The sequence below is a fragment of the Streptomyces sp. NPDC027672 genome, assembly GCF_055566335.1.
Genome location: NZ_JBVHSO010000004.1, coordinates 542,215 through 565,223, shown reverse-complemented (window position 1 = coordinate 565,223; position 23,009 = coordinate 542,215). Strand labels below are relative to the sequence as shown.

General features: G+C 72.5%; 16 protein-coding genes. 12 read left to right on the top strand and 4 right to left on the bottom strand.

Going from position 1 to position 23,009, the window contains the following annotated elements:
- Positions 1-101: 101 nt before the first annotated feature.
- Complete coding sequence (gene lexA, locus ACZ4SV_RS13525; protein WP_365874911.1) at positions 102-881, bottom strand: transcriptional repressor LexA; 780 nt, start codon at positions 879-881, stop codon at positions 102-104.
- Between the two features lie 561 nt (positions 882-1,442).
- Here lexA and nrdR point away from each other — a divergent pair.
- Both nrdR and ACZ4SV_RS13515 read left to right on the top strand, forming a co-directional pair.
- The gene (nrdR, locus tag ACZ4SV_RS13520) at positions 1,443-1,994 is read left to right on the top strand and encodes a transcriptional regulator NrdR (protein ID WP_468004055.1); all 552 of its coding nucleotides are present in this window, start codon (positions 1,443-1,445) and stop codon (positions 1,992-1,994) included.
- 165 nt (positions 1,995-2,159) lie between these two features.
- On the top strand, positions 2,160-5,051 hold the full coding sequence (locus ACZ4SV_RS13515; protein WP_468004053.1) for a vitamin B12-dependent ribonucleotide reductase: 2,892 nt from the start codon (positions 2,160-2,162) through the stop codon (positions 5,049-5,051).
- A gap of 72 nt (positions 5,052-5,123) precedes the next feature.
- Here ACZ4SV_RS13515 and ACZ4SV_RS13510 read toward each other — a convergent pair whose 3' ends face one another.
- Positions 5,124-5,654 (bottom strand): TerD family protein, encoded by a 531-nt coding sequence (locus tag ACZ4SV_RS13510; protein ID WP_468004051.1) that lies wholly within the window; start codon positions 5,652-5,654, stop codon positions 5,124-5,126.
- Positions 5,655-5,804: 150 nt separating this feature from the next.
- Between ACZ4SV_RS13510 and ACZ4SV_RS13505 the strand changes: the two genes are divergently transcribed.
- The 6 genes from ACZ4SV_RS13505 (at position 5,805) to ACZ4SV_RS13480 (ending at position 10,791) form a co-directional block, all read left to right on the top strand.
- Positions 5,805-6,410, top strand: coding sequence for a YdbC family protein (locus ACZ4SV_RS13505; RefSeq protein ID WP_365874903.1), 606 nt, complete (start codon positions 5,805-5,807; stop codon positions 6,408-6,410).
- A 168-nt stretch (positions 6,411-6,578) separates the two neighbouring features.
- Complete coding sequence (locus ACZ4SV_RS13500; protein ID WP_468004049.1) at positions 6,579-7,238, top strand: histidine phosphatase family protein; 660 nt, start codon at positions 6,579-6,581, stop codon at positions 7,236-7,238.
- 12 nt (positions 7,239-7,250) lie between these two features.
- Positions 7,251-8,156, top strand: coding sequence for an ADP-ribosylglycohydrolase family protein (locus tag ACZ4SV_RS13495; protein ID WP_468004047.1), 906 nt, complete (start codon positions 7,251-7,253; stop codon positions 8,154-8,156).
- 530 nt (positions 8,157-8,686) lie between these two features.
- A complete protein-coding gene (locus ACZ4SV_RS13490; protein ID WP_468004045.1) occupies positions 8,687-9,310 on the top strand; it encodes a TetR/AcrR family transcriptional regulator in 624 nt (207 codons plus the stop codon).
- A gap of 81 nt (positions 9,311-9,391) precedes the next feature.
- Positions 9,392-10,093: a ribonuclease HII gene (locus ACZ4SV_RS13485; protein WP_365874895.1), complete on the top strand. Its 702-nt coding sequence runs from the start codon at positions 9,392-9,394 to the stop codon at positions 10,091-10,093.
- Between the two features lie 68 nt (positions 10,094-10,161).
- On the top strand, positions 10,162-10,791 hold the full coding sequence (locus ACZ4SV_RS13480; RefSeq protein ID WP_468004042.1) for a hypothetical protein: 630 nt from the start codon (positions 10,162-10,164) through the stop codon (positions 10,789-10,791).
- 485 nt (positions 10,792-11,276) lie between these two features.
- Here ACZ4SV_RS13480 and ACZ4SV_RS13475 read toward each other — a convergent pair whose 3' ends face one another.
- Entirely contained in the window at positions 11,277-11,897 is a 621-nt protein-coding gene (locus tag ACZ4SV_RS13475; RefSeq protein WP_365874891.1) for a hypothetical protein, read from the bottom strand.
- Between the two features lie 304 nt (positions 11,898-12,201).
- A complete protein-coding gene (locus tag ACZ4SV_RS13470) occupies positions 12,202-14,367 on the bottom strand; it encodes a RecQ family ATP-dependent DNA helicase (RefSeq protein ID WP_468004040.1) in 2,166 nt (721 codons plus the stop codon).
- Positions 14,368-14,510: 143 nt separating this feature from the next.
- On the opposite strand from ACZ4SV_RS13470, the gene ACZ4SV_RS13465 reads away from it, so the two are divergent.
- From ACZ4SV_RS13465 to ACZ4SV_RS13450, 4 genes are all read left to right on the top strand, one after another.
- Positions 14,511-16,208, top strand: a complete 1,698-nt coding sequence (locus ACZ4SV_RS13465; protein WP_468004038.1) for a DUF4192 domain-containing protein — start codon at positions 14,511-14,513, stop codon at positions 16,206-16,208.
- 929 nt (positions 16,209-17,137) lie between these two features.
- Positions 17,138-19,054, top strand: coding sequence for a glycogen debranching N-terminal domain-containing protein (locus ACZ4SV_RS13460; RefSeq protein WP_468004150.1), 1,917 nt, complete (start codon positions 17,138-17,140; stop codon positions 19,052-19,054).
- Between the two features lie 152 nt (positions 19,055-19,206).
- Positions 19,207-19,965, top strand: a complete 759-nt coding sequence (locus ACZ4SV_RS13455; RefSeq protein WP_365874883.1) for an NUDIX hydrolase — start codon at positions 19,207-19,209, stop codon at positions 19,963-19,965.
- A gap of 197 nt (positions 19,966-20,162) precedes the next feature.
- Entirely contained in the window at positions 20,163-22,850 is a 2,688-nt protein-coding gene (locus tag ACZ4SV_RS13450) for an ABC transporter ATP-binding protein (protein WP_468004035.1), read from the top strand.
- Positions 22,851-23,009 lie beyond the last annotated feature (159 nt).

The following is a 23,009-nucleotide window of genomic DNA, read 5'->3' as shown; positions in this document are numbered from 1 at the left end:
CGCCGGGCCGCCTCGGAGGCGAGCAGGGCCCCGGAACCGGCGCAGGGGTCCCGGGGCCCGGTCAGGGAGTGCGGGCGAGCAGGGCTCGCCCGCCACAGCGGTCAGACGCGCCGCAGTACGGCGACGACCTTGCCCAGGATGGTGGCGTCGTCGCCGGGGATCGGCTCGTAGGCCGCGTTGTGGGGGAGGAGCCAGACGTGGCCGTCCTCGCGCTTGAAGCGCTTGACGGTGGCCTCGCCGTCGAGCATGGCGGCCACGATGTCGCCGTTCTCGGCGACCGGCTGGCGGCGCACGGTGACCCAGTCGCCGTCACAGATCGCGGCCTCGATCATGGAGTCGCCGACGACCTTGAGGACGAAGAGTTCACCGTCGCCGACGAGCTGGCGGGGGAGGGGGAAGACGTCCTCGACGGACTCCTCCGCGAGGATGGGGCCGCCGGCGGCGATCCGGCCGACCAGGGGGACGTACGACGCGGCGGGCTTGCCGGCGGTGTCCGTGGGCTGCACGGTGACCGTCTGGTCCGACCCGCGGACCTCGTAGGCGCGCGGGCGGTGCGGGTCGCGGCGCAGGAAGCCCTTGCGCTCCAGCGCCATCAGCTGATGGGCGACCGAGGACGTGCTGGAGAGACCGACGGCCTGGCCGATCTCCCGCATGGACGGCGGGTAGCCCCGCCGCTGCACCGAGTCCCTGATGACCTCGATCACCCGGCGCTGCCGGTCGGTGAGTCCGGAGCTGTCCGCCCGGATGCCTGGAGGTCGGCCCGGCAGGGAGCGCTTGTGTCCCTCGGGATTCGTGGCTTCGTTCATCGCGTGTACCGGCTCGACCCGGCCCTGGGAGCGGTCCTGGGCGGTGATGGCGGCACTGTCTGCGGTGGTGGTCACGTCGGCCCCTCTCGATGGTCTCCCTGCTGCACAACGGTAGTTGCTTTCGAAAGGTTGCGCCAAACACACGTTCGAGTGAAAAAGTCCGATTCACCTGTCGTGATCGTGTGTCTGGGTGTATGGGTCACGCGACACTTGCCGGACAAAAGCGCCCATTGTGTACTCTTCACCACCGAGGCCGGTCGCCTCATGGGCGGTGTCCTCAGTCTGCCATCCGGAATCCCGCGGTCCGGGGGCCGGGGCCCGTTCTCTGCGGGAGCGCCACGCCTTCTCCCTGTGGCGCCCACCGTATCCCCGCGAGCGCCACGGCGCCGCGGCTGTGCGCCCGCGTGTTTCCGCGGGCCCCCGCCGGCGCCCGGGGTGCCGGTCCGGCGCGACACGCGTCTCTGCCTCCACGTATCGGCCGATCCCCACATCTAGTGGTTGGATGGCTACAGCAGCCCACAAGTTGTGGTCCCCCCGGTCGGAACCGGCTCGACGATCGCCTATGCTTAGGGCTGCTTCGCGAGGCCCATGGGTCCAGCGAGGCTGACGAGTCTGCTGTGAGGAGGGTTGGAGAACATGCACTGCCCCTTCTGCAGGCACCCCGACAGCCGCGTGGTCGACAGTCGTACGACCGACGACGGCACGTCCATCCGCAGGCGCCGCCAGTGCCCTGACTGCTCCCGTCGTTTCACGACCGTGGAGACGTGCTCGCTCATGGTGGTGAAGCGGTCCGGAGTCACCGAGCCGTTCAGCCGCACCAAGGTCATCAACGGCGTGCGCAAGGCGTGCCAGGGGCGGCCTGTCACCGAGGACGCGCTCGCCCAGCTCGGGCAGCGGGTCGAAGAGGCGGTGCGCGCGACCGGAAGCGCCGAGCTGACCACCCACGACGTGGGGCTGGCCATACTCGGTCCGCTTCAGGAGCTGGACCTCGTCGCCTTTCTGCGGTTCGCCTCGGTCTACCGGGCGTTCGACTCGCTCGAGGACTTCGAGGCCGCCATCGCGGAGCTGAGGCAGGCGACGCGAGGCCCCGGCGTGGACGGGCAGGACGCGGGAACGGGGAGCCAGGAAGACGATCGCGGGCCCGGCGGGACCACCGAGGTCCCCGCGCCCGCGCGCGCCGCCGACTGACCGGCGGGCCGGAACCCGGGCACGGATCCCGGTTCCGGTCGTGCGGCGGCGAACAAAGACCTGTTGCGGGCGGCGGCTGAGGGTGCCCGCGACGCAAGACGGAAACACGTGTCCATAGGAACAAATGGGCACTTCAGGGCGTTTTCGCCCGTACAGGGAGGCGGCATGACAGAGACGGCGAGCGGTCCGGCACGAGGTTCCCGAGCCAAGGGCACCAAGGCCACCAAGGGACTGCGTATCGAGCGCATCCACACCACGCCCGGAGTGCACCCGTATGACGAGGTGACGTGGGAGCGCCGTGACGTCGTCATGACCAACTGGCGCGACGGCTCGGTCAACTTCGAGCAGCGTGGCGTCGAGTTCCCCGACTTCTGGTCGGTGAACGCGGTCAACATCGTCACCAGCAAGTACTTCCGCGGTGCCGTCGGCACCCCGCAGCGCGAGACCAGCCTGAGGCAGCTGATCGACCGCATCGTGAAGACGTACCGGAAGGCCGGTGAGGACTACAAGTACTTCGCTTCCCCCGCCGACGCCGAGATCTTCGAGCACGAGCTGGCGTACGCGCTCCTGCACCAGATCTTCAGCTTCAACAGCCCCGTCTGGTTCAACGTCGGCACCAAGCAGCCCCAGCAGGTCTCCGCCTGCTTCATCCTGTCCGTCGACGACTCCATGGAGTCGATCCTCGACTGGTACAAGGAAGAGGGCATGATCTTCAAGGGCGGCTCCGGGGCCGGCCTGAACCTCTCCCGCATCCGCTCCTCCAAGGAGCTGCTCTCCTCCGGCGGCAACGCCTCCGGCCCGGTCTCCTTCATGCGCGGCGCCGACGCCTCCGCCGGCACCATCAAGTCCGGTGGTGCCACCCGCCGCGCCGCCAAGATGGTCGTGCTCGACGTCGACCACCCCGACATCGAGGACTTCATCGAGACCAAGGTCAAGGAGGAGGAGAAGATCCGCGTCCTGCGCGACGCGGGCTACGACATGGACCTGGGCGGCGACGACATCGCCTCCGTCCAGTACCAGAACGCCAACAACTCGGTCCGCGTGAACGACGAGTTCATGACGGCGGTCGAGGCGGGCGACAAGTTCGGTCTGCGGGCCCGGATGACCGGCGAGGTCATCGAGGAGGTCGACGCCAAGGCGCTCTTCCGCAAGATCGCCGAGGCCGCCTGGGCCTGCGCCGACCCGGGCATCCAGTACGACGACACGATCAACAACTGGCACACCTGCCCCGAGTCCGGCCGGATCACCGCGTCGAACCCGTGCAGCGAGTACATGCACCTGGACAACACGTCCTGCAACCTGGCCTCGCTGAACCTGATGAAGTTCCTGAAGGACGACGGCAAGGGCAACCAGTCCTTCCAGACGGAGCGCTTCCAGAAGGTCGTCGAGCTGGTCATCACCGCGATGGACATCTCGATCTGCTTCGCGGACTTCCCGACCCAGAAGATCGGCGAGAACACCCGCGCGTTCCGCCAGCTCGGCATCGGCTACGCCAACCTCGGCGCCCTGCTGATGGCCACCGGCCACGCCTACGACTCCGACGGCGGCCGCGCCCTGGCCGGCGCCATCACCTCCCTGATGACGGGTACGGCCTACCGCCGCTCCGCCGAGCTGGCCGAGGTCGTCGGCACCTACGACGGCTACGCCCGCAACGCCGACGCCCACCAGCGCGTCATGAAGCAGCACGCCGACGCCAACGGCACGGCCGTCCGCATGGACGACCTGGACAACCCGGTCTGGGCCGCCGCCACGGAGGCCTGGCAGGACGTCCTGCGTCTCGGCGAGAAGAACGGTTTCCGTAACTCCCAGGCGTCCGTCCTGGCGCCGACCGGCACCATCGGTCTCGCGATGTCCTGCGACACCACCGGTGTCGAGCCCGACCTCGCGCTGGTGAAGTTCAAGAAGCTGGTCGGCGGCGGCTCGATGCAGATCGTCAACGGCACCGTCCCGCAGGCCCTGCGCCGCCTGGGCTACCAGGAGGAGCAGATCGAGGCGATCGTCGCCCACATCGCCGAGCACGGCAACGTGATCGACGCTCCCGGCCTCAAGCAGGAGCACTACGAGGTGTTCGACTGCGCCATGGGCGAGCGCGCCATCTCCCCGATGGGCCACGTCCGCATGATGGCCGCGATCCAGCCGTGGATCTCCGGCGCCATCTCCAAGACGGTCAACATGCCGGAGACGGCGACCGTCGAAGAGGTCGAGGAGATCTACTTCGAGGCGTGGAAGCTGGGCGTCAAGGCGCTGGCGATCTACCGCGACAACTGCAAGGTGGGCCAGCCGCTCTCCGCCAAGAAGAAGGACACGGCGGACGAGAAGAAGCCCGAGGAGCCCGCGGCCGTCGAGACCAAGGTCGAGAAGGTCGTCGAGTACCGCCCGGTCCGCAAGCGCCTCCCCAAGGGCCGCCCGGGGATCACCACGTCCTTCACGGTCGGTGGCGCCGAGGGCTACATGACCGCCAACTCCTACCCCGACGACGGTCTCGGCGAGGTCTTCCTGAAGATGTCCAAGCAGGGATCCACCCTCGCGGGCATGATGGACGCCTTCTCCATCGCCGTCTCCGTCGGCCTCCAGTACGGCGTTCCGCTGGAGACGTACGTCTCGAAGTTCACCAACATGCGCTTCGAGCCGGCCGGTATGACGGACGACCCGGACGTGCGGATGGCCCAGTCGATCGTCGACTACATCTTCCGCCGCCTGGCGCTGGACTTCCTGCCCTTCGAGACCCGCTCCGCGCTCGGCATCCACTCCGCCGAGGAGCGTCAGCGCCACCTGGAGACCGGTTCCTACGAGCCGGCCGACGACGAGGTCGACGTCGAGGGCCTGGCCCAGTCCGCCCCGCGGGCCCAGGAGCTGAAGGCGGTCGCCACGCCGAAGGCGGAGACCGAGGCGGCCAAGCCCGCCCCGAAGCAGGCCCACACCAGCGCCGAGCTGGTCGAGATGCAGCTGGGCATCCAGGCCGACGCCCCGCTGTGCTTCTCCTGCGGCACGAAGATGCAGCGGGCCGGTTCCTGCTACATCTGCGAGGGCTGCGGCTCCACCAGCGGCTGCAGCTGATGACACGCCGTCCGTGAAGTAAGGGGCGCCGGCCATGGCCGGCGCCCCTTACCCGTACGGATCGCGCCCAGGTCAGGGCCGGTGTGCCCGGCCCATGACCTGGGTGAAGGTCGCCGAGTCGTCGAAGCCGTGCACGCCGGGGCGGAAGGTCCACTCCCCGGAGCCGTCCCGGACGAACTCGGCGATCGTGGCGGCCGTCGCGGCGGGCACCGCGGCGAAGTCGTCCTCGGCGAGCACGGTGTAGCCCTCACGGATGCGCATGGCCGGGTTCAGCACCCCGGTGAAGGACCGCTGTCCGTACCGCTGCTGGATGACGACACCCACCACCACGCGCGTGTAGCGGCCGTCGAGCCGTTCCAGTTCGAGCGTCATCACCTCGTCCCAGCCGAACCCCTTGCCGTCCGTGCTGTCACGGTTGAGGGTGATCGTGCCGTCCGGCGAGCGGCTGTCGAAGTGCACCAGATAGGCCGGATTCCCGTACGCGTCACCCGACTCGAAGGTCGCGGCGACGATGTCGAGATCGGTCGGCGGACGGCCCGCAGGACTGGGGTCCCACTTGAGCGAGACCTCGACCTTGCTGATTCCCTTATTGAAGCCGGTCACTGGGCTTCCCCTTCCCCCTGTGGCTCGCTCGACCCCAACTCCCGTGCAGCGGGGATTGCTTGTCCATCGTGCCATGCACGAGGGGGCGCGCGTGCGGGCGATCTCCGAGGAGCGTGACCGGCGCCACGTCCGTGGCCTTACGATGGCGCGGTGCTGGTCAAGTGGATTCGCTGCACCGTGGTGGACCGCCGCGGGTTCGAGCGGGGGCAGCGGAAATGGGCGGGGCTTCTGGGGGAGCCGGGTTTCCGGGGACAGGGCGGGGGCTGGAGCCGGCAGCGGCCGGGAGTGGCGCACACCTTCGCCTTCTGGGAGAGCCGGGCCTTCTACGACTCCTTCATGGCCCGCTCCCACGACCGCCTGGCCGCCGCCCAGTCCGGCACGTTCAAGGACGCCCAGGCCAAGCTGTTCGAGTACCGCTTCGACGTGAAGACGGGCTTCGAGCCGCGCTTCACCGACGCCGATCTGGTCCGCGTGGCCCTGTGCCGGGTCCGCGAGGAGCGTGTCGAGCACTTCACCCTCATGCAGGAGAAGGTCTGGAACCCCGCGATGGCCGGCTCGCCCGGCATGATCCGCGGCATGTTCGGGGAGGCGCCCGAGCAGGAGTTCCTGGTCCTGTCGATGTGGCGGTCGGCGGCCGAGCACGGGAAGTACCGGACGGAGCGTGTGGAGCGCCTCGCCCTGCGCGCCCAGACGGAGGCGGACATCGCGGCGCTCTCCGGTGACCTCGTGGACCTGGAGCCCTCCTGGACGGTCTGAGCCGACGGCCGTACCGGTGTTCACCGGTACCGCCCGGGTAGTCTCGCGATGACGCTGAGTTGTTTCGACACCCGGGAACGTGTGACCTACGCCGTATATCCTGTGACCTACGCCGTATGGAGCCGGTGCGGGTGCTCGGCTCCCCGTCGTTCGATCTAGGGTTTTGGCATGGCACGACCACGGCGCATCGTCCTTGTCCGGCACGGCGAGTCCATGGGCAACGTCGACGACTCCGTGTACGAGCGGGAGCCCGACCACGCCCTCGCGCTGACCGAGCGCGGCCGCCAGCAGGCCGAGGAGACCGGGAAATGGCTCCGGGAGCTGTTCGGCCGGGAGCAGGTGAGCGTGTACGTCTCCCCGTACCGCCGCACCCACGAGACGCTCGACGGCTTCCGCCTCGACCCCGGGCTGATACGTGTCCGGGAGGAGCCCAGACTGCGCGAGCAGGACTGGGGCAACTGGCAGGACCGCGACGACGTACGGCTGCAGAAGGCCTACCGCGACGCCTACGGCCACTTCTTCTTCAGGTTCCCGCAGGGCGAGTCGGGCGCCGACGTGTACGACCGGGTCGGCGGCTTCCTGGAGAGCCTGTTCCGCAGCTTCGAGGCCCCCGACCACCCGCCGAACGTCCTCCTGGTGACCCACGGGCTCGCCATGCGGCTGTTCTGCATGCGCTGGTTCCACTGGACGGTCGCGGAATTCGAGTCGCTGTCCAATCCCGGGAACGCCGAGATGCGGATGCTCGTTCTCGGAGAGGACGGCAAGTACACACTCGACCGGCCCTTCGAGCGGTGGCGCGAACCGGTGCCGTACTGGGTCACCGGATAAAGTGGCAGGGCGATGACCGCTGACTCCTCATCCTCCGGGCGCCTGGCGCGTGCGCTGACGAGCCTGCGCGGGCTGGCGGTGGGGGACGCGCTGGGCTCCCAGTTCTTCGTGCCCGCGCACCACCCCCTGCTCAAGCGCCGCGAGCTGCCCGCGGGCCCCTGGCAGTGGACGGACGACACCGAGATGGCCTGCTCCGTGGTCGCCGTTCTCGCCGCCCACCACCGGATCGACCAGGACGCGCTGGCCCGTTCCTTCGCCGAGCACCACGACGTCGACCGGGGTTACGGCCCGGCGGTCAGCGAGCTGCTCCGCCTGGTCCGTGCGGGTGAGGACTGGCGCCCGCTGGCGGCCGGACTCTTCAACGGCCTGGGGTCCTGGGGCAACGGCGCGGCGATGCGGATCGCGCCGCTGGGCGCCTGGTACGCGGACGACCCGGAGCAGGCGACCCACCAGGCGGAGATCTCGGCGTACACCACGCACCAGCACCGGGAAGCCGTGGTCGGCGCCATGGCCGTGGCCGCGGCGGCGGCACTGGCCGGCTCGCCGGACGGTCCGCCCGCCCCCGAGGCGCTCCTGGACGGGGTCGTCGCCCTCGTGCCGAAGAGCGCGGTCGGCCAGGGCCTGCGCCGCGCCCGGGACATGCTGGACTACGGCGACGCGGCCACCGTCGCGGCCGTCCTGGGCTGCGGACGCCGTACGACCGCCCATGACACCGTCCCCTTCGCGCTCTGGTCCGCCGCGCGGTCCCTCGGTGATTACGCGTCGGCGTTCTGGACCACGGCCCAGGTCGGCGGGGACATCGACACGACCTGCGCGATCGTCGGGGGTGTGCTCGCCGCGAGCGAGGCGGGGGCCCCGCCCGCCGAATGGGTAAAGCGCACCGAGGCCCTGCCGGACTGGGTGCCCACGGGCGTCTGAGGGGTTCCGTCGTCGCGGGAGTCCGACGGAGGGACAAGCGATGGCCCTCGGCCGGTTGCTGCCGCCGAAGCAGCGCCAGGCGCGAGCGGTGGCTCTGTTTCCAGCCATGATCACGGCTTTGCTCGTGGCGCTTTGCTCGTGGCCCTGTCGTGTGCGCCGGCGGCCGTGCCGCGGCCGGCAGGTGCCAGGGCTCCTGGGCCAGGCCGTTGGATGTGCGCGAGCGCGATCTTCACAATCGTCGCGTCGGGTACCACCATGAGGTGGTGGGCCGGAGGGCGGTGAGTGCGATGCCGGTACGCCTCGCCCGGTGGGCCACGCTCGGTTGCCGAACGTCCTTGAGGAGCTGAGGGGTTGTCACTCCGGGTCCCCGGTGCCGGCATGAGTGAACGCTCGCGCCCGCCGTAGCGAGTTCCCGACAGTGAACGCAAGCGTTCACCTCATCCTGCGCCGCGTCTCGCGTCCCCCGTTGCTGCAGCGCGGCGCCACCGCCCCGGAATCCCCGCTTCCCCTGGTTCGCTGGAGAAACACAGATGGTTACCTCGTGCTGGTCGGCCCCGTCCGCCCGGACGGCCTCCCCTCGTCGGCGCGGTGCCGTGCTGGAGCGCGCCATCCTCGACGCCACCCTGGAGCAGCTCGGCACGGTCGGCTGGAAGGGGCTGACCATGGAGGGCGTCGCGGCCGGCGCCCAGACCGGCAAGGCGGCCGTCTACCGCCGCTGGTCCTCCAAGGAGGACTTGGTCGCGGACGCCCTCGTGTCCGGACTGCCCCAGGTGGACAAGGCCCCGGACCTCGGCAGCGTGCGCGCGGACCTGCTCGCCCTGTGCCGGCAGGTGCGGCAGGTCATGTACTCCCGCCCTGGTGTCGCGCTGCGCTCGGTCATTCACGAATGTGATGACGGGCAAGCGGGGCGTTTCCAGGGAGTGATCGTCGGGAACGTCGTCGAGCCGACCATCACCCTGCTTCGCGAGGTCATCACCCGTGGAATAGAGCGAGGAGAGGTCCGCGCGGACGCCGCCAACGGATATGTCCTCGACGCCGTCCCCGCCATGATGATGTACCGCTCGAAGATGTGCGCAAGCGAATGGAAAGATCAGGACCTCGAAGAGATGGTCGACCGGCTCATGCTCCCGCTGCTGCGGCCCTACGGAGCCTGACGGCCCGCGCCGCCGTCCTCGGCGCCGGTCCGGTGACCGGGGTGTCGCGCGACGATCCCGGCGGCGTACGCTAAGGGCGCCATGCCGTACGAACCACCTACTCACACCGTCGAGCGCTCCCTGCGCGCCACGACCGGAGCGAAGGTCATTGCCGGTGTCGACGAGGTGGGGCGCGGCGCCTGGGCCGGTCCCGTCACCGTCTGCGCGGCCATCACCGGACTGCGCCGCCCGCCCGAGGGACTGACCGACTCCAAGCTGCTCACGGTCCGGCGGCGCACGGAACTCGCCGAGACTCTGCGGTCATGGGTGACGGCCTACGCGCTGGGGCATGCTTCCCCCGAGGAGATCGACGACCTGGGGATGACGGCCGCGCTGCGGCTCGCCGCGGTCCGTGCCCTGGACGCCCTGCCGGCCCGCCCCGACGCCGTGATCCTCGACGGGAAGCACGACTACCTCGGCGCTCCCTGGAAGGTCCGCACGGTGATCAAGGGCGATCGCTCGTGTGTGGCCGTGGCGGCGGCGTCGGTGATCGCCAAGGTTCAGCGCGACAAAATGATGGCCGAACTGGGTATCGACCATGCAGACTTCGGATTCGCGGACAACGCCGGGTATCCGTCGCCCGTGCACAAGGCCGCACTGGCGGAACGGGGACCCACCCCGCACCACCGTTTGTCGTGGGCGTATCTTGATGCGTTGCCTCAGTGGCGGCACCTCAAGAAGGTCCGCAGCTGGGCGGACGGAAACGTTCCGGTAATCGAGGGCCAGCTCGGCTTCGATTTCTGACGGTTCCGCTCGCACTGATGTGCCACCCGGCCATCCGCGCCGCACCAACGTTTGATAAATATCAGCTCATGCCTCTCATTCCCGAGGAGCCTCAGATTCACGAGAGTGCCCAGGGTCCCCGCGCCACCCCGGCCAGTGGCCGTACCGCGCCGACCCCTCGCCCCGTACCCGGCCCCCGCCCCGCGGCTCCGTCCCGCCCCGGTCGTCCCGGCCCTCTGCGGCCCACGCCGCCGGTGCAGCGCACGCAGCGTGACGTGGCTCCGGTCAAGCCCGGCCCTTCCGGTCCGGCCGCTCCCGCCGCCGCGGCGAGCCCGCAGATCCAGTTGATCCCGGCTTCGGCCGAGGGTGCGCTCGACGCCGCCGAGGAGGCGGTGGACCTGCTCCTGGACTCGGGCCGTGCCCCCGGTGACGTGCTCGTGATCACCACGGGCGCCCAGCACCCGTGGGCGGAGCACGAGTTGTCCTTCGGCGAAGCGTCCTACTGGGCGCAGCACGACGCCGGTGACGACGTCTTCTACGCGGACGCCGCCGCGGTCTCCCGCGCCGCGTCCCGCGCGGTGGTCGTCGTGGCCGTCAACGGAGGTCCCGCCTCCGTCGCCGCCACCGCCCTGCCGCTGGCCCGTGCCCGTGCCGGTGCGCTGCTGATCGTCTGCGGCGACCCGCAGCAGATCAACTCGGTGCTGGGCGTCGGCGTCTGAGCGGCGTCCGGCACCCCGGGACACCGGGGTGCCGTAGAAGCCGCTCCGGCGCGATCCGCACGGTGCGGCTTTTGGCGTGCCCGGACGACGGGCCGTCGCCGCGCCGCCGGCGGAGCGGCTCCTGAGGCGCCGCCGGGAGGCGCGGGCAGCGGCTACGCGCCGGGAGGGTACGGCGGTCCCCGCCACGGCGATGCCTGCCCGCCCCGCGGCCCATCCCGCCGAAGCGGCCATGAACGCCCACCGGTGCGTCGTCGCGGATCACCCCGGGGGCGGGGCGCAAAGGCTGGTGCTGGGGCCGGGGCGGTCGGGTCAGTCTGGTCCGGCGCGGTGGCTTGATCGTGGCGTAGCCCGGTTGGTGCGCCGCAGCGGCGGAGCGCGGCCGGTGCCCGGTCAGCCGCACCGCGCGCGCCTCGTCCGAGCCCGCGGCCACTTGTCCCCGGAGACGGCACACAGGGTCGTACCGTCGCACCGCGCTGTTCAGCGAGTCAGCGAGCCGCCGCGCGGCGCAGCACCTCGGAGACCGGACCACCCGTGCGCGGCACGAGCGGCGGGCCCTCCGCCGTGGCGAACGGCTCCGGCTCCGAGTGCGCGTTCGGCCGGCGTCCGCCGCGGCCCTCGCCGAGGACCTGCCAGCCGTCGTGCGTCAGCGTGATGTACGCGCCACAGCGCAGCCCGTGCAGGGTGCAGGCGTCGCGCAGCCCCCACATCCAGGCGCCGTCCTCCTCGGTCCACTGCGCGTCGCCCTCACGGCAGTAGAGCAGGACGGCCGTGCGCACCGGGGTACGCCGTCGCAGGTCGTGCGGAATCACCCGGCGCAGCTGGGCCAGCAGGACGTTGCGGAACATCCAGCCGTCTGCGGGGTCCGCGCGGCGCGTGAACGAGGCGCTCGCCCGCACCCGCTCGTCCGGGTCGAGCACCGCCACGACCGCTGTGAGCGGCTTCGGACGGTGCCGGGTATGCAGCCCGCTGACGACCTCACGGGGATTGCGCAGCAGGGGGATTCCGGCGGCGGCCCACTCCGCCGGCTCAAGCAGGCGACCGGCGGAAGCGGCGGACGCGGACGTCGACAAGGAGGCGGCCGAGGACGATGCGAATCCGAAGGTCACGTTCCTCCCTTCGGCTACGCGCCCACACTGCGGGCGGGGTCGGATTCAGGGGAGCGCACCGCGGCGGAGCCCAACCGGTCACGGTCGAGCAGCACGGGTAGCGGATCTCGATTCTTCCTGTCGAACTTGGTTGCGGCAACGAGCAATTGGGGCCACCGGCTGTTATCTGGTGGTGCGTGGCTTATATCCCCTACCCAAACGGCAGGCCGATGACGCCTGCCAGCTCCGCCCGCGGTCCGGCCACCTCTCCGCGGACGACCGGGCGGGCACGCCCGGACGGCGCGGACCAGCGGCAACGCCGTGCTCATCCCTGGACGGCGAGGACCAGCGGCAGTACGCCGCCCGCCCCCGACCGCCGGAGCAGGCGCGCCGCGACCGCCAGGGTCCAGCCCGTCTCCGTGAAGTCGTCGACCAGCAGCACCGGACCGCCGGCCTCGGCGAGCGCCGACGCCAGAGCCGGCGGCACCGTCAACGCTCCGGCGAGGGCCTTCAGCCGCTGTGCGCTGTTGCTGCGTGTCATCCGGGGCACCTCCCCGGCGTATTCCACCGAGCCGAGCACCGGGAGCCTGCCGATCTCGCCGATGCGGGCACCCAGTGAGTGGATCAGCCGGGGCCGGGTGTGCGAGGCCATGGTGACCACGCCCACCGGCCGGGGTGTGGCATCGGGGGCACCGGAGGCCCAGCCGCCCGGACCGCGGGCCCAGTCGGCCAGGACGCCGACCACGGCTCGCGCCACGTCGTCCGGCACCGCCGCGTCCGGTGCCTGCGGGGCGAGCAGCGGACGCAGCCGGTTGCCCCAGCCGATGTCCGACAGGCGCCCCAGGGCCCGCCCCGGCGAGGCCTGTTCGCCGGCCGGGATGCGTCCCTTGAGGTCGATGCCGATGGCCGGGAGCCCGGTCGGCCACATGCGCCGGGGCTCCACCTCCACCCCGGCCCGGTCCAAGTCGCTGCGCGCGGCGTCCAGGACGTCCGGGGACAGGTCCGCGGTGAAGCGCGGTCCCGCGCAGTTGTCGCAGCGTCCGCACGGTTTGGCGCCCTCGTCGTCCAGCTGACGCTGGAGGAACTCCATCCGGCACTCGGTGGTGCTCGCGTACTCGCGCATCGCCTGCTGCTCGGCCGCGCGCTGCCGGGCCACCCACGCATAGCGCTCGGTGTCGTACGACCACGGCTGCCCGGTGGCCGTCCAGCCGCCCTTGACCCGGTGCACCGCCCCGTCCACGTCGAGGACCTTCAGCATGGTCTCCAGCCGGGAACGGCGCAGTTCGACCAGGGGTTCCAGCGCGGGCAGCGACAGGGGTCTGTCCGCCCGGGCGAGGACGTCGAGGGTGCGCCGGACCAGGTCCTCGGAAGGGAAGGCCAGCGACGCGAAGTACTCCCAGATCGCCTCGTCCTCCTTGCCCGGCAGCAGCAGTACCTCGGCGTGGGCGACGCCGCGGCCGGCCCTGCCGACCTGCTGGTAGTAGGCGATGGGGGAGGAGGGCGAGCCGAGATGGACCACGAAACCGAGATCCGGCTTGTCGAAGCCCATGCCGAGCGCGGAGGTGGCCACCAGGGCCTTGACCCGGTTGGCGAGCAGGTCGTCCTCCGCCTGCTGCCGGTCGGCGTTCTCCGTCTTGCCCGTGTACGAGCTGACCGCGTGCCCGCGCTGCCGCAGGAAGGCGGTGACCTCCTCCGCGGCGGCGACCGTGAGCGTGTAGATGATCCCGGACCCCGGCAGGTCGTCGAGGTGGTCGGCGAGCCAGGCCATCCGGTGCGCGGCGTCCGGCAGCCGCAGCACGCCGAGGCTCAGGCTCTCCCGGTCCAGCGGCCCGCGCAGCACCAGCGCGTCGGATGTGCCGCCCGTGCCGAGCTGCTCGGCGACGTCCGCGGTCACCCGCGCGTTGGCCGTGGCGGTGGTGGCGAGCACGGGGACGCCCGGCGGGAGGTCGCCGAGCATGGTGCGCAGCCTGCGGTAGTCGGGACGGAAGTCGTGGCCCCAGTCGGAGATGCAGTGGGCCTCGTCCACGACCAGCAGGCCGGTGGCCGCGGACAGTTTGGGCAGGACCTGGTCGCGGAAGTCGGGGTTGTTCAGCCGTTCCGGCGAGACGAGCAGCACGTCGACGTCGCCCGCCGCGATCTCGGCCTGGACGGCCTCCCATTCCTCGGTGTTGGCCGAGTTGATGGTCCGGGCGTGGATGCCCGCCCGCTTCGCCGCCTCCACCTGGTTGCGCATGAGCGCGAGCAGCGGCGAGACGATCACCGTCGGACCGCTTCCCGCGGCCCGCAGCAGCGAGGTCGCGACGAAGTACACCGCGGACTTGCCCCAGCCCGTGCGCTGCACGACCAGGGCCCGGCGCCGGTCGGCGACCAGCGCCTCGATCGCCCGCCACTGGTCCTCGCGCAGCCGGGCGGCGCCCGTGGCGTCCCCGACGAGCCGGGCGAGAACGGCATCGGCCGCTGCCCGGAGATCCGCGTTGCTCGTGTGCTCCATGGGTTCCATACAACAGGACGGGACCGACAACCGGGCGGGTCTCCGGGCGCGGCTGTGGACAAGCGATCGTCTTGTCGTGTCCCTGATTCGACTTATCCACAGGCCCTTAAGCGGAATTTCGGAATCCGCGAGATGGTCGCCGCATGACGAATCACAGCGAAACCGCCGGACCCTCCGAGAACGACGGCATCTCCGCGCACGCCCCGTCGGCCGGACCGGCGGACCACGTCGCGCAGGTCACCCTGCGCACCCCGGCCGAGCTGGCCGACGCCCTGCCCTACCTGCTCGGGTACCGCCCGGAGGACAGCATGGTCCTCGTCGCCCTGCACGACCGCGGGGGCCGCGGCAGGTTCGGGGGCCGGGCCCGGCTCGGCATCCCGGCGAACGGGGAGGACTGGGAGGCCGCGGCCCGGCAACTGGCCCGCGGACTGGTGACCGGCAGCGAGCGGCGCGGCACCCGGCCCGAGGCGATGGTGGCCTACGTCTGCCAGGAACCGGGCCCCGGAGAGTCCGGCCGGGACGTCAAACGACGGCTGGAGAGGCTGGCCCAGCTGATGCGCACCGAGTGCGGCAGCCTGGACGTGCCGGTCATCGAGGCCCTGTGCGTCTCCGACGGGCGCTTCTGGTCGTACTGCTGCCCGGCCGGCAGTTGCTGCCCCGAGGACGGCTCACCGATGGGCCTGCCCGGCACCTCCGTGATCGCCGCGGCGGCCACCTACGCCGGCCTCCAGGTGCGCGGCACGCTGAAGGAGCTGCGCGCCAGGCTGCAGCCCTGGGAGTCCGCCGCGGCGCTGCCCCAGCAGATCGCCCTCGACGCGGCGGGCATGAGCCTGCTGCCCCGCATCCTCGATGAGACGAGCCGCCAGCAAGTGGCGGAGGAGACCCTCGTCCTCGCCGAGCGCGTCATCCACCGCTTCGCCGCGGCCGCACCGGTCCCCGGCACGCGCCCGGCGGACGTACGCGACGACGGCCTCCTCGCAGCCGACGAGGCCGCGGCCCTGATCCTCGGGCTCCAGGACCGCACGACCCGCGACAAGGCCGCTGCCTGGATGGAGGGAGAGGAGGCGGGCCCGGCTCTGCGGCTCTGGCGCGCCCTGGCCCGCCGCTGCGTCGGCCCCTACGGCGAGCACGCCGCCGCGCCGCTGACCCTCGCGGGCTGGGTCGCCTGGTCCACGGGCGACGAACTGGAGGCACGCGAGGCACTGGCCATGGCACTGGGCGCGGATCCCGACTACCTCTTCGCCCGCCTGCTGCACCAGGCGTGCAACGAGGGGCTCGACCCGGAGGCGGTCCGCCGCTGCCTGCGCGCGGAGCGCGAGGAGCGCACACCGGCGCGGAGCACGCCGGAGCCGGCCACGCGTCGGCAGACCCTTCGGGAAGGGGCCGCGGGGGAGGAGAGCACGCCGCAACGCATCACAGAAGAGGAGACCACGCGCCAAGGGGGCACGGGAGAAGTGACCACGTGCCCAGGGGCCACGGGAGAAGTGAGCGCGCGGCGGCAGGTCGCGGCACAGGGCGTCCCCGCGGCCTCACACGTGCGCGCCGAGCCCAACGGTCCCTCGGACCCGGCGGACGACGAGAGCCGTGACTCCCGTGCGGGCGGGCGGCGGAGGCGCCGAGTCCGATCCGCGGGCAGCGGTGACGGACGCCCCACGGCCCGGGTGAAGACGGGCCGGCGCGGACCGGCCGACTCCCGCCCCCGGTCGTCGGCCACCGAGGCCACCCGGCCCGGCGGCCGGGGCGTGAGCACCACGCGCACGCGTGTGACCGGCCCCGGCGACACCGCGACCGGCGATGCCCCGTCGGACGGCGGCCGCCCGCGACCGGGAGACGACGGATGAGCACGGTCCGGGAGCCGCGGTGGGACGCGGTCCGGCGGAGTGGGGTGATCGCCGTCCGATGCGGGCGCAGGCGGGCGGTTGCCTCTGCCGGAAAGGCCGGGCCACCTGCGGAGACCGGAATCAGGAAAGTCCTTCCGTGCCGCCGCGGACCCCTGGCGCGGGGCCGCCACCGGCTGGCGGAGCACATCCGGTCGGCCGTACTCCGCGGCCGTCCCCGTCGGCCGGCCGCCGTGGCGCGGACTCGGCCGGCGATCCAGCCGGTGGTGCGGAGGGAGCCGGCGCAGCGCAGGGGACCACAGCGCCATTCGGTGGGCTTCCCCGCCGCCGGCCGTGACCCGGACGAGTCTCCCGCCGTTCACCTGAGTGGCGGAACCCCGGTACGGGTGGTGCCGTCGTACGTCCCCTGTCACCCGGGGCGACCCACCGGCCGCCCGGCACCCACGAGGCGCACCGAGCACAGAAGAAGCCACCCCATGCACCAGCAGCCGACTCCGCCCCACGCCACCGGTGAAGGTCCGCCCGGGGGAACGCACGAGCCGTTCGCGACGGACGGTGCCGGCCCCGGCACACCACCCTCCAGCCCGCCCCTCGCCCCACCCACGGACCCACGTCACCGGGCCCTCGCGCCCCAGAACAGCCGACCGTCCCACACCCCGGCCCCACCCGACGCGAGCCCACCACAGACGGCCCCGTCACTCCGTACGGCCACACAACCCTCCACGGCCACATCGCTTCCCTCGACCCCGCCTCTCTCGGCGCCGCCACCCCGTTCGGCTTCCTCGCCACGCACGGCCACACAACCGCCCGCGGCCACATCACCTCCCTCGGCCCCGCCTCTCTCCGCGCCGCCACCCGGTTCGGCTTCCTCGCCGCACCCGGCCCCGGGCGGCCGCCCCGCGCCCGAGCTGCCGCCCACGCACACCGCGCTGATCTGTGTGGCCCTGCCCGGTCTCGCCATCTCCGGTGAGCCGGGGCAGCTCGCCGGACAGGGACTGGACGGCTTCTACCGTGGTGGCCGACGGCTGCTCTCCCGGTGCCAGGTGCGCGTGGCGGGCCGGGAACCGCTGCCCGTGCAGGCCAGGATGACCGGAGCCGACAGCGCCCGTTTCGTGGCGACACTGCGCGCTTCCCCGGCCATCGGCCCCGACCCCGAAGTCGTCGTCGAACGGACACGCCACGCCGACGGAACCGAGCGGATCACACTCCGCAACGCCGCCCTGCGTCCGCTGCGCCTGCCGCTCGAGGTCAGCCTCGGCACGGACCTGGCGGAACTCGGCGCCGTCGCCGCCGGCACCGCAGGACCCGAACTGCCGGCCAGCGTCCACGGCTCGGGCCTGCGCTGGGCCACGGCCGACGCCGCCGCCTGCGTCACCGCCGACCCGCCACCCACCGACGCCCTGGCGTCCGCCGGACTGCTGCGCTGGGAACTGGCACTGCCACCCGGCGGAACGGCAGCCGTCGAACTGAGGGTGCGGCCCGACGGCCCGGCCCCTCTGCGGGCCGCGGGGCACACCGCTACCGCACCTCTCGCTCCCGCCCGGGCGGAGGGCGACGACCCCCGGCTGGCCCCGCTGCTGCGCTCGGCCATCGCCGACCTTCAGGCACTGCTCCTGCGCGACCCCGCGCATCCCGCCGACACCCACCTCGCGGCGGGTGCCCCCTGGCGCTGCGGAATGGCCCCGGCCGAAGCCCTTGCCGCCGCCCGCATGACGCTTCCCTTGGGGACCCGTCTCGCCGCGGGCACCCTGCGCACCCTGGCCCGCACCCAGCTCGCGGGCCCTGGCCCCCGGGCCGGTCTGATCCCCGGCCCACGACGCGACACGGGCCCGCGTTTCCCGCCGAGCTGCACAGGCATGGAAGCCACGCTGCTCTTCCCGGTCCTGCTCGCCGAGGCCCGCCGCTGGGGGCTGCCCGAGGAGGAGACCCGGGATCTGCTGCCCGCGGCCGAGCGCTGTCTGACCTGGTTGCGGACCACCGTCGGCGACGGCACCTACCTCACCGACCCGTATCCCGCCGGCCCGGCCCGCTGCGAGACCCAGGCCCACGCGCACCGCGCGGCCCAGCTCGGCGCGGATCTCCTCGACGCCTACGGCAGACCCGGCGCCGCGGAGTTGCGCCAGTGGGCGCAGGCACTCAGAGCGGCTTTCCACGCCGAGTTCTGGGTGGAGGACCGCGGCGGCGGGCGCCCGGCCGCGGCCCTGGCACCGGACGGCCGCCCCGTGCCCCACCTGACCGCCACCGCGGTCCACCTCCTGGACACCGGCCTGCTCGGCGCCGGCCGGTTCGCCCCGGGCCTGCTGGACAAGGCGCGCACCGAATACGTCGCCCGGCTCCTCGGCGGCCCCGCTATGGACACGGGCTGGGGACTGCGGGGCCTCGGCGCCAAGGAGGCGGGATACAACCCGTTCGGCCACCGCACCGGGGCCGTGCGGGTCCAGGAGACCGCCCTGGCGGTCGCCGGACTGACGGCGGCCGGCTACGACAAGGAAGCGACCGGCCTGCTGACCGGGCTGCTGGACGCGGCGGAGCACTTCGGCCACCGACTGCCCGAGATGTTCGCGGGCGAACAGCGCACCGCCGGCTCCGTGCCCCTCCCGCACCCCGCGGCCTGCCGTCCGGCGGCCACCGCCGCGGCCTCCGTGGTCCTTCTGCTCACCGCCCTCGCCGGTATCCGCCCCGACACCCCGGGCCGCACGGTCACCCTGCGCCCCGTGCGGAGCGCGCCCCTCGGCGAACTGGGCCTCAGCGGGCTGCGTGTCGCGGGCGCGCCCTTCGCCGTACGTGTCAGCCGACTGGGACTGGCGATGGTGGAGGAGGCTGCGGACGGCCTGCGACTGGGCGCCTGACCTCACAAGAGGAGGACGACGTCCTCGTGCGACGCCACCGGTTGCGGGTGCGCGGGGGCCGGTCCCGCGCGCCAGGCCGGAACAAGCGGAACCACCACCGAAGCCACCGTAGAGGGAGTGTTTATCGTCAGGCAGACGACTATGATCGCGGCATGCCCTACGACCCGTCAGCCTTCCCGCCCTTCGCCGTCACCGTGGACCTGGTCGTGCTGACCGTGCGCCGCCATGCCTTGTGCGCGCTGACGGTCCGCCGGGGCGAGCCTCCTTTCCAGGGGCGCTGGGCGCTGCCCGGGGGCTTCGTGCGGGCCGACGAGGACCTGTCCCAGGCGGCGGCGCGCGAGCTGGCGGAGGAGACCGGGCTGTGCGCCCACGACGCCTCCGTGCCGGTCCCGGACAACGGAGCGCATCTGGAGCAGCTCGCCACCTACGGCGACCCCAAGCGGGACCCGCGCATGCGCGTGGTCAGCGTCGCGCATCTCGCGCTCGCGCCCGACCTGCCCGCGCCGCGTGCCGGCGGGGACGCCAGCAACGCGCGCTGGGCCCCGGTCGAGGAACTGCTCCAGCAGGGTGGTTACGGCCGTGACGGCGAACCGGTGGCGCCGCTCGCCTTCGATCACGCCCAGATCCTCTCCGACGGTGTGGAACGCGCCCGCTCGAAGATCGAGTACTCGTCACTGGCGACCGCCTTCTGCCCGCCCGAGTTCACCGTCGGCGAGCTGCGCCGGGTGTACGAGGCGGTGTGGGGCGTGGCGCTCGACCCGCGCAACTTCCACCGCAAGGTCACCGGTACGCCCGGGTTCCTCGTCCCCACCGGAGGAACCACCACGCGCCAGGGCGGACGGCCGGCCCAGCTCTTCCGGGCCGGCGGCGCCACGCTGCTCAACCCGCCGATGCTGCGCCCCGAGGTCTGAGGGACGGTTCGGGCCCCTCGGGTCCCGAGGTCTGAGGGACGGGCCGGCGGCACCGCGAACGACCGGACCGCCGGACCTCCCGTGCCGGGTGCCGGTTCCTTCGAACGGAGCACACCGACGGGGTCAGGCCACATGGCGCCTTCCCGCAAATCGTTGTATACCCGGAAAACAGGACATAGCGCGCTATCTTGCTGCAGGTGATCCAGGCCTTCGGACTGACCAGCAATCCCCGCAAGGCGCATCCGCCCGCCGTCGACGACGTCTCCTTCGAAGCGCGCGCCGGGCAAGTCACCGCGCTCCTCGGGCGCGCCGGCGCGGGCAAGACGACGACGCTCAAACTCATGCTTGAGCTCCAACCGGGGCGCGGCATCACCTACTTCAGGGGCCGCCCCCTGCACCGGATCGCCCATCCGGCGCGGGAAGTCGGCGTGCTCCTCGGTGACGTGCCGGGCCATCCGGCCCGTTCGGTCCGTGGTCATCTGCGCATGCTGTGCGCCGCGACGGGAGTTGCCGCGCGGCGAGCCGACGAGGTGCTCGAAGTGGTCGGCCTCGTCAGCCTCCGTGAGGAACGCCTCGGCACCCTGTCACGCGGCATGGACCGCAGACTCGGTCTCGCCTGCGCCCTGCTGTCCGACCCGCACACGCTCGTCGTGGACGAACCCGCCGACGGCCTCTCCGTCCGTGAGGCGCAGTGGTTGCACGGCATGCTGCGGGCCCACGCCACCCAGGGCGGCACGGTGCTGTTCACCACGGCCGAACCCAAGGAAGCGGCCCGCACCGCCGACCGGGTCGTCACGCTCGACGGCGGCAGGCTCGTCGCCGACCAGGAGGCCAGCGCCTTCGCCCGTACCCGGCTGCGTCCGCGGGTGGCCGTCCGCAGCCCCCATGCCGCACGCCTGGCGGCCCTGGTCGCCAAGGACGCCCGTACGAGCCGCCGCTCCGTCGAAGTCGTACGCGAGGACGGCAACCGCCTCTCGGTGTACGGCAGCACGACCGCCGACGTCGGCGAGATCGCGTTCCGTCACGGCATCCTGGTCCATCAACTGGCCGATGAAGTAGGAGACATGGGGCCCGGAGCCGGGGCCGAGGGCGTCGACGGGGAACCGCGGCCGTCCGTCCCCGGCTCACCCCGGGCCGACCGGTGGGCCCAGCCGGAACGCGGCCCGGCGGAACGGGGCACGGCGGCGTCCGGCACCCCGCGGGAGGACCGGGAGCACGCCCCGGCGGGCCGGGTGCGGACGGGCCACGGACCTACGGCGCCCGGCCGCACGACACGGGAACCCGCACCGGAGGCCGGCCGGGCCGGGCTCGTCGGCTCACCCGCAGACCGTGACCGGGACATGGCCGAGGCGTCGGCGAAGCCGGAACACGCGGGACCCGCCGTGTCCCGGGATGCCGGGACCGGCTACCCGGTGTCGGAACCGCGCCCCGCCGAACCGGCGGCATCGGGCGTCACGGGGCCGGGCCCGGCGGCAGCCGGACATCACTCGGCGGCCGTTGACCGGACCGCACCGGACCCGTACCGCCCGGCACAGGAGTTCTCGTCCGGTGCCGGCACGGCCAACGGGCACCCGGCCGGACAACGGGAGCAGCGACAGCAGCGCACTGGGGCCGCACCGCCGTCACCGGATGCGGTGCCGGCAGTGGAGGACCAGCCCCCGGGAGACCGGCAGTCCGCGTCCGGGCGCGGACTGCCGGCATGGGCGGGCGACGCGGACGGCCGGCGAACGCAAGCCGTCGACCAGCGGACCGGACCCGATCGCCGCATGGCCGTCTCCGGCGCCCGCGACGCCTCGCCGGCCGCCGGCACGGCGCACGACGCCGCCGCTTCCGGCGCACAGAACCCGGCCGGCAGGGGCCAGGCCCGAGGCGGTGACGGCCGGTCCACCGACTCGACGGCCGCAGCACGGACCGCCCCCGGCCAAGGGACACCGACCCGCGAACCGCGGCCCGGCGACGCGAGCGCCCCGGCGAAGGCCCTCACCGGCACCCGCACCCTCCTGCCTGGAGCCAGGAATCCCGGCGCCCGGCAGCCACAGCCCGGACATGCCGCCCGCACCGAAGGCGTCCGCGCCGCCTCCTCGCCTCTCCCGCCCCCCATCTTTGTCCGCCCGGCACCGAGCCCCCTCAGGCCCCTGCGCTACGAGATCCGCCGCGCCGCAGGCATCGGCACCGGCTTCGTCACCTGCGGAGTCGCGCTCGCCGTCTCCGCGCTCATCGCCGTACTCCTGGCGCGGATTGGGCACACCCCGCAGGCGCGGCTGTTCGGAGCCTGGCCGCGTCAGCTGCCGCTGCCGCCCGCGGCGCTCGCGGCAGGACTGCTCGGCGCGCTGGCCTTCGGCGACGAGTTCCGCCACCCCGCCCTGGCGGCGGACCGCGGCACCGTCCCCCGCCGGCTCGGGCTGCTCACCGCGAAACTGCTCGTCTCCGGAGCCACCGCGGCGCTGCTCGCCTTCCTCACCGTGGGCTGCGACGCCGAAGTGCTCTACGTCGTCTACGGACGGGAGCTGACGGAAGTTCCCGCGGACTGGCTCTCGCTCACGGCCGGTTGGTTCGGGCTGGTCGTCGGCTGCGCCTGGGCCGGTGTGCTGGCGGCCGGCGTGTTCCGGTCCACGACGGCCGGACTGGCCGCCGTCCTCGCCGTACCCGTCCTCGTCGTGCCCCTCGCGCACAAGGCGCTCCAGGGACCGGCCGCGCGGCTGGCGGCCGACTTCCCGGTGCGGATGCGGGAGGTCTACCTGTTGCAGTGGCCCTTCGGAGGGGACCGGTATCTGCTCGCCGTGGCACGGGTGCTCGCCCAACCCGTGGGCGGGTCACTGGCGTTGTCGCTTGTCGGGCTGCTCGCCGCGTACCTGTGCACGGTGCTGCGCACCAGACTGCGCTGACCGCTGTGCGCGCACTTGAGGTCCTGCCCTGCCCACAACTCCCCGCAGAACGCCCATTTCTTTCCGATAAGGCGTCAATTGCGACGGGGTGAGCGATCACCCTTTCGTGTGCTTTTCACCAAAGACCTCAAGGGAGTTGGAAGCGACGCCGACAAAGGA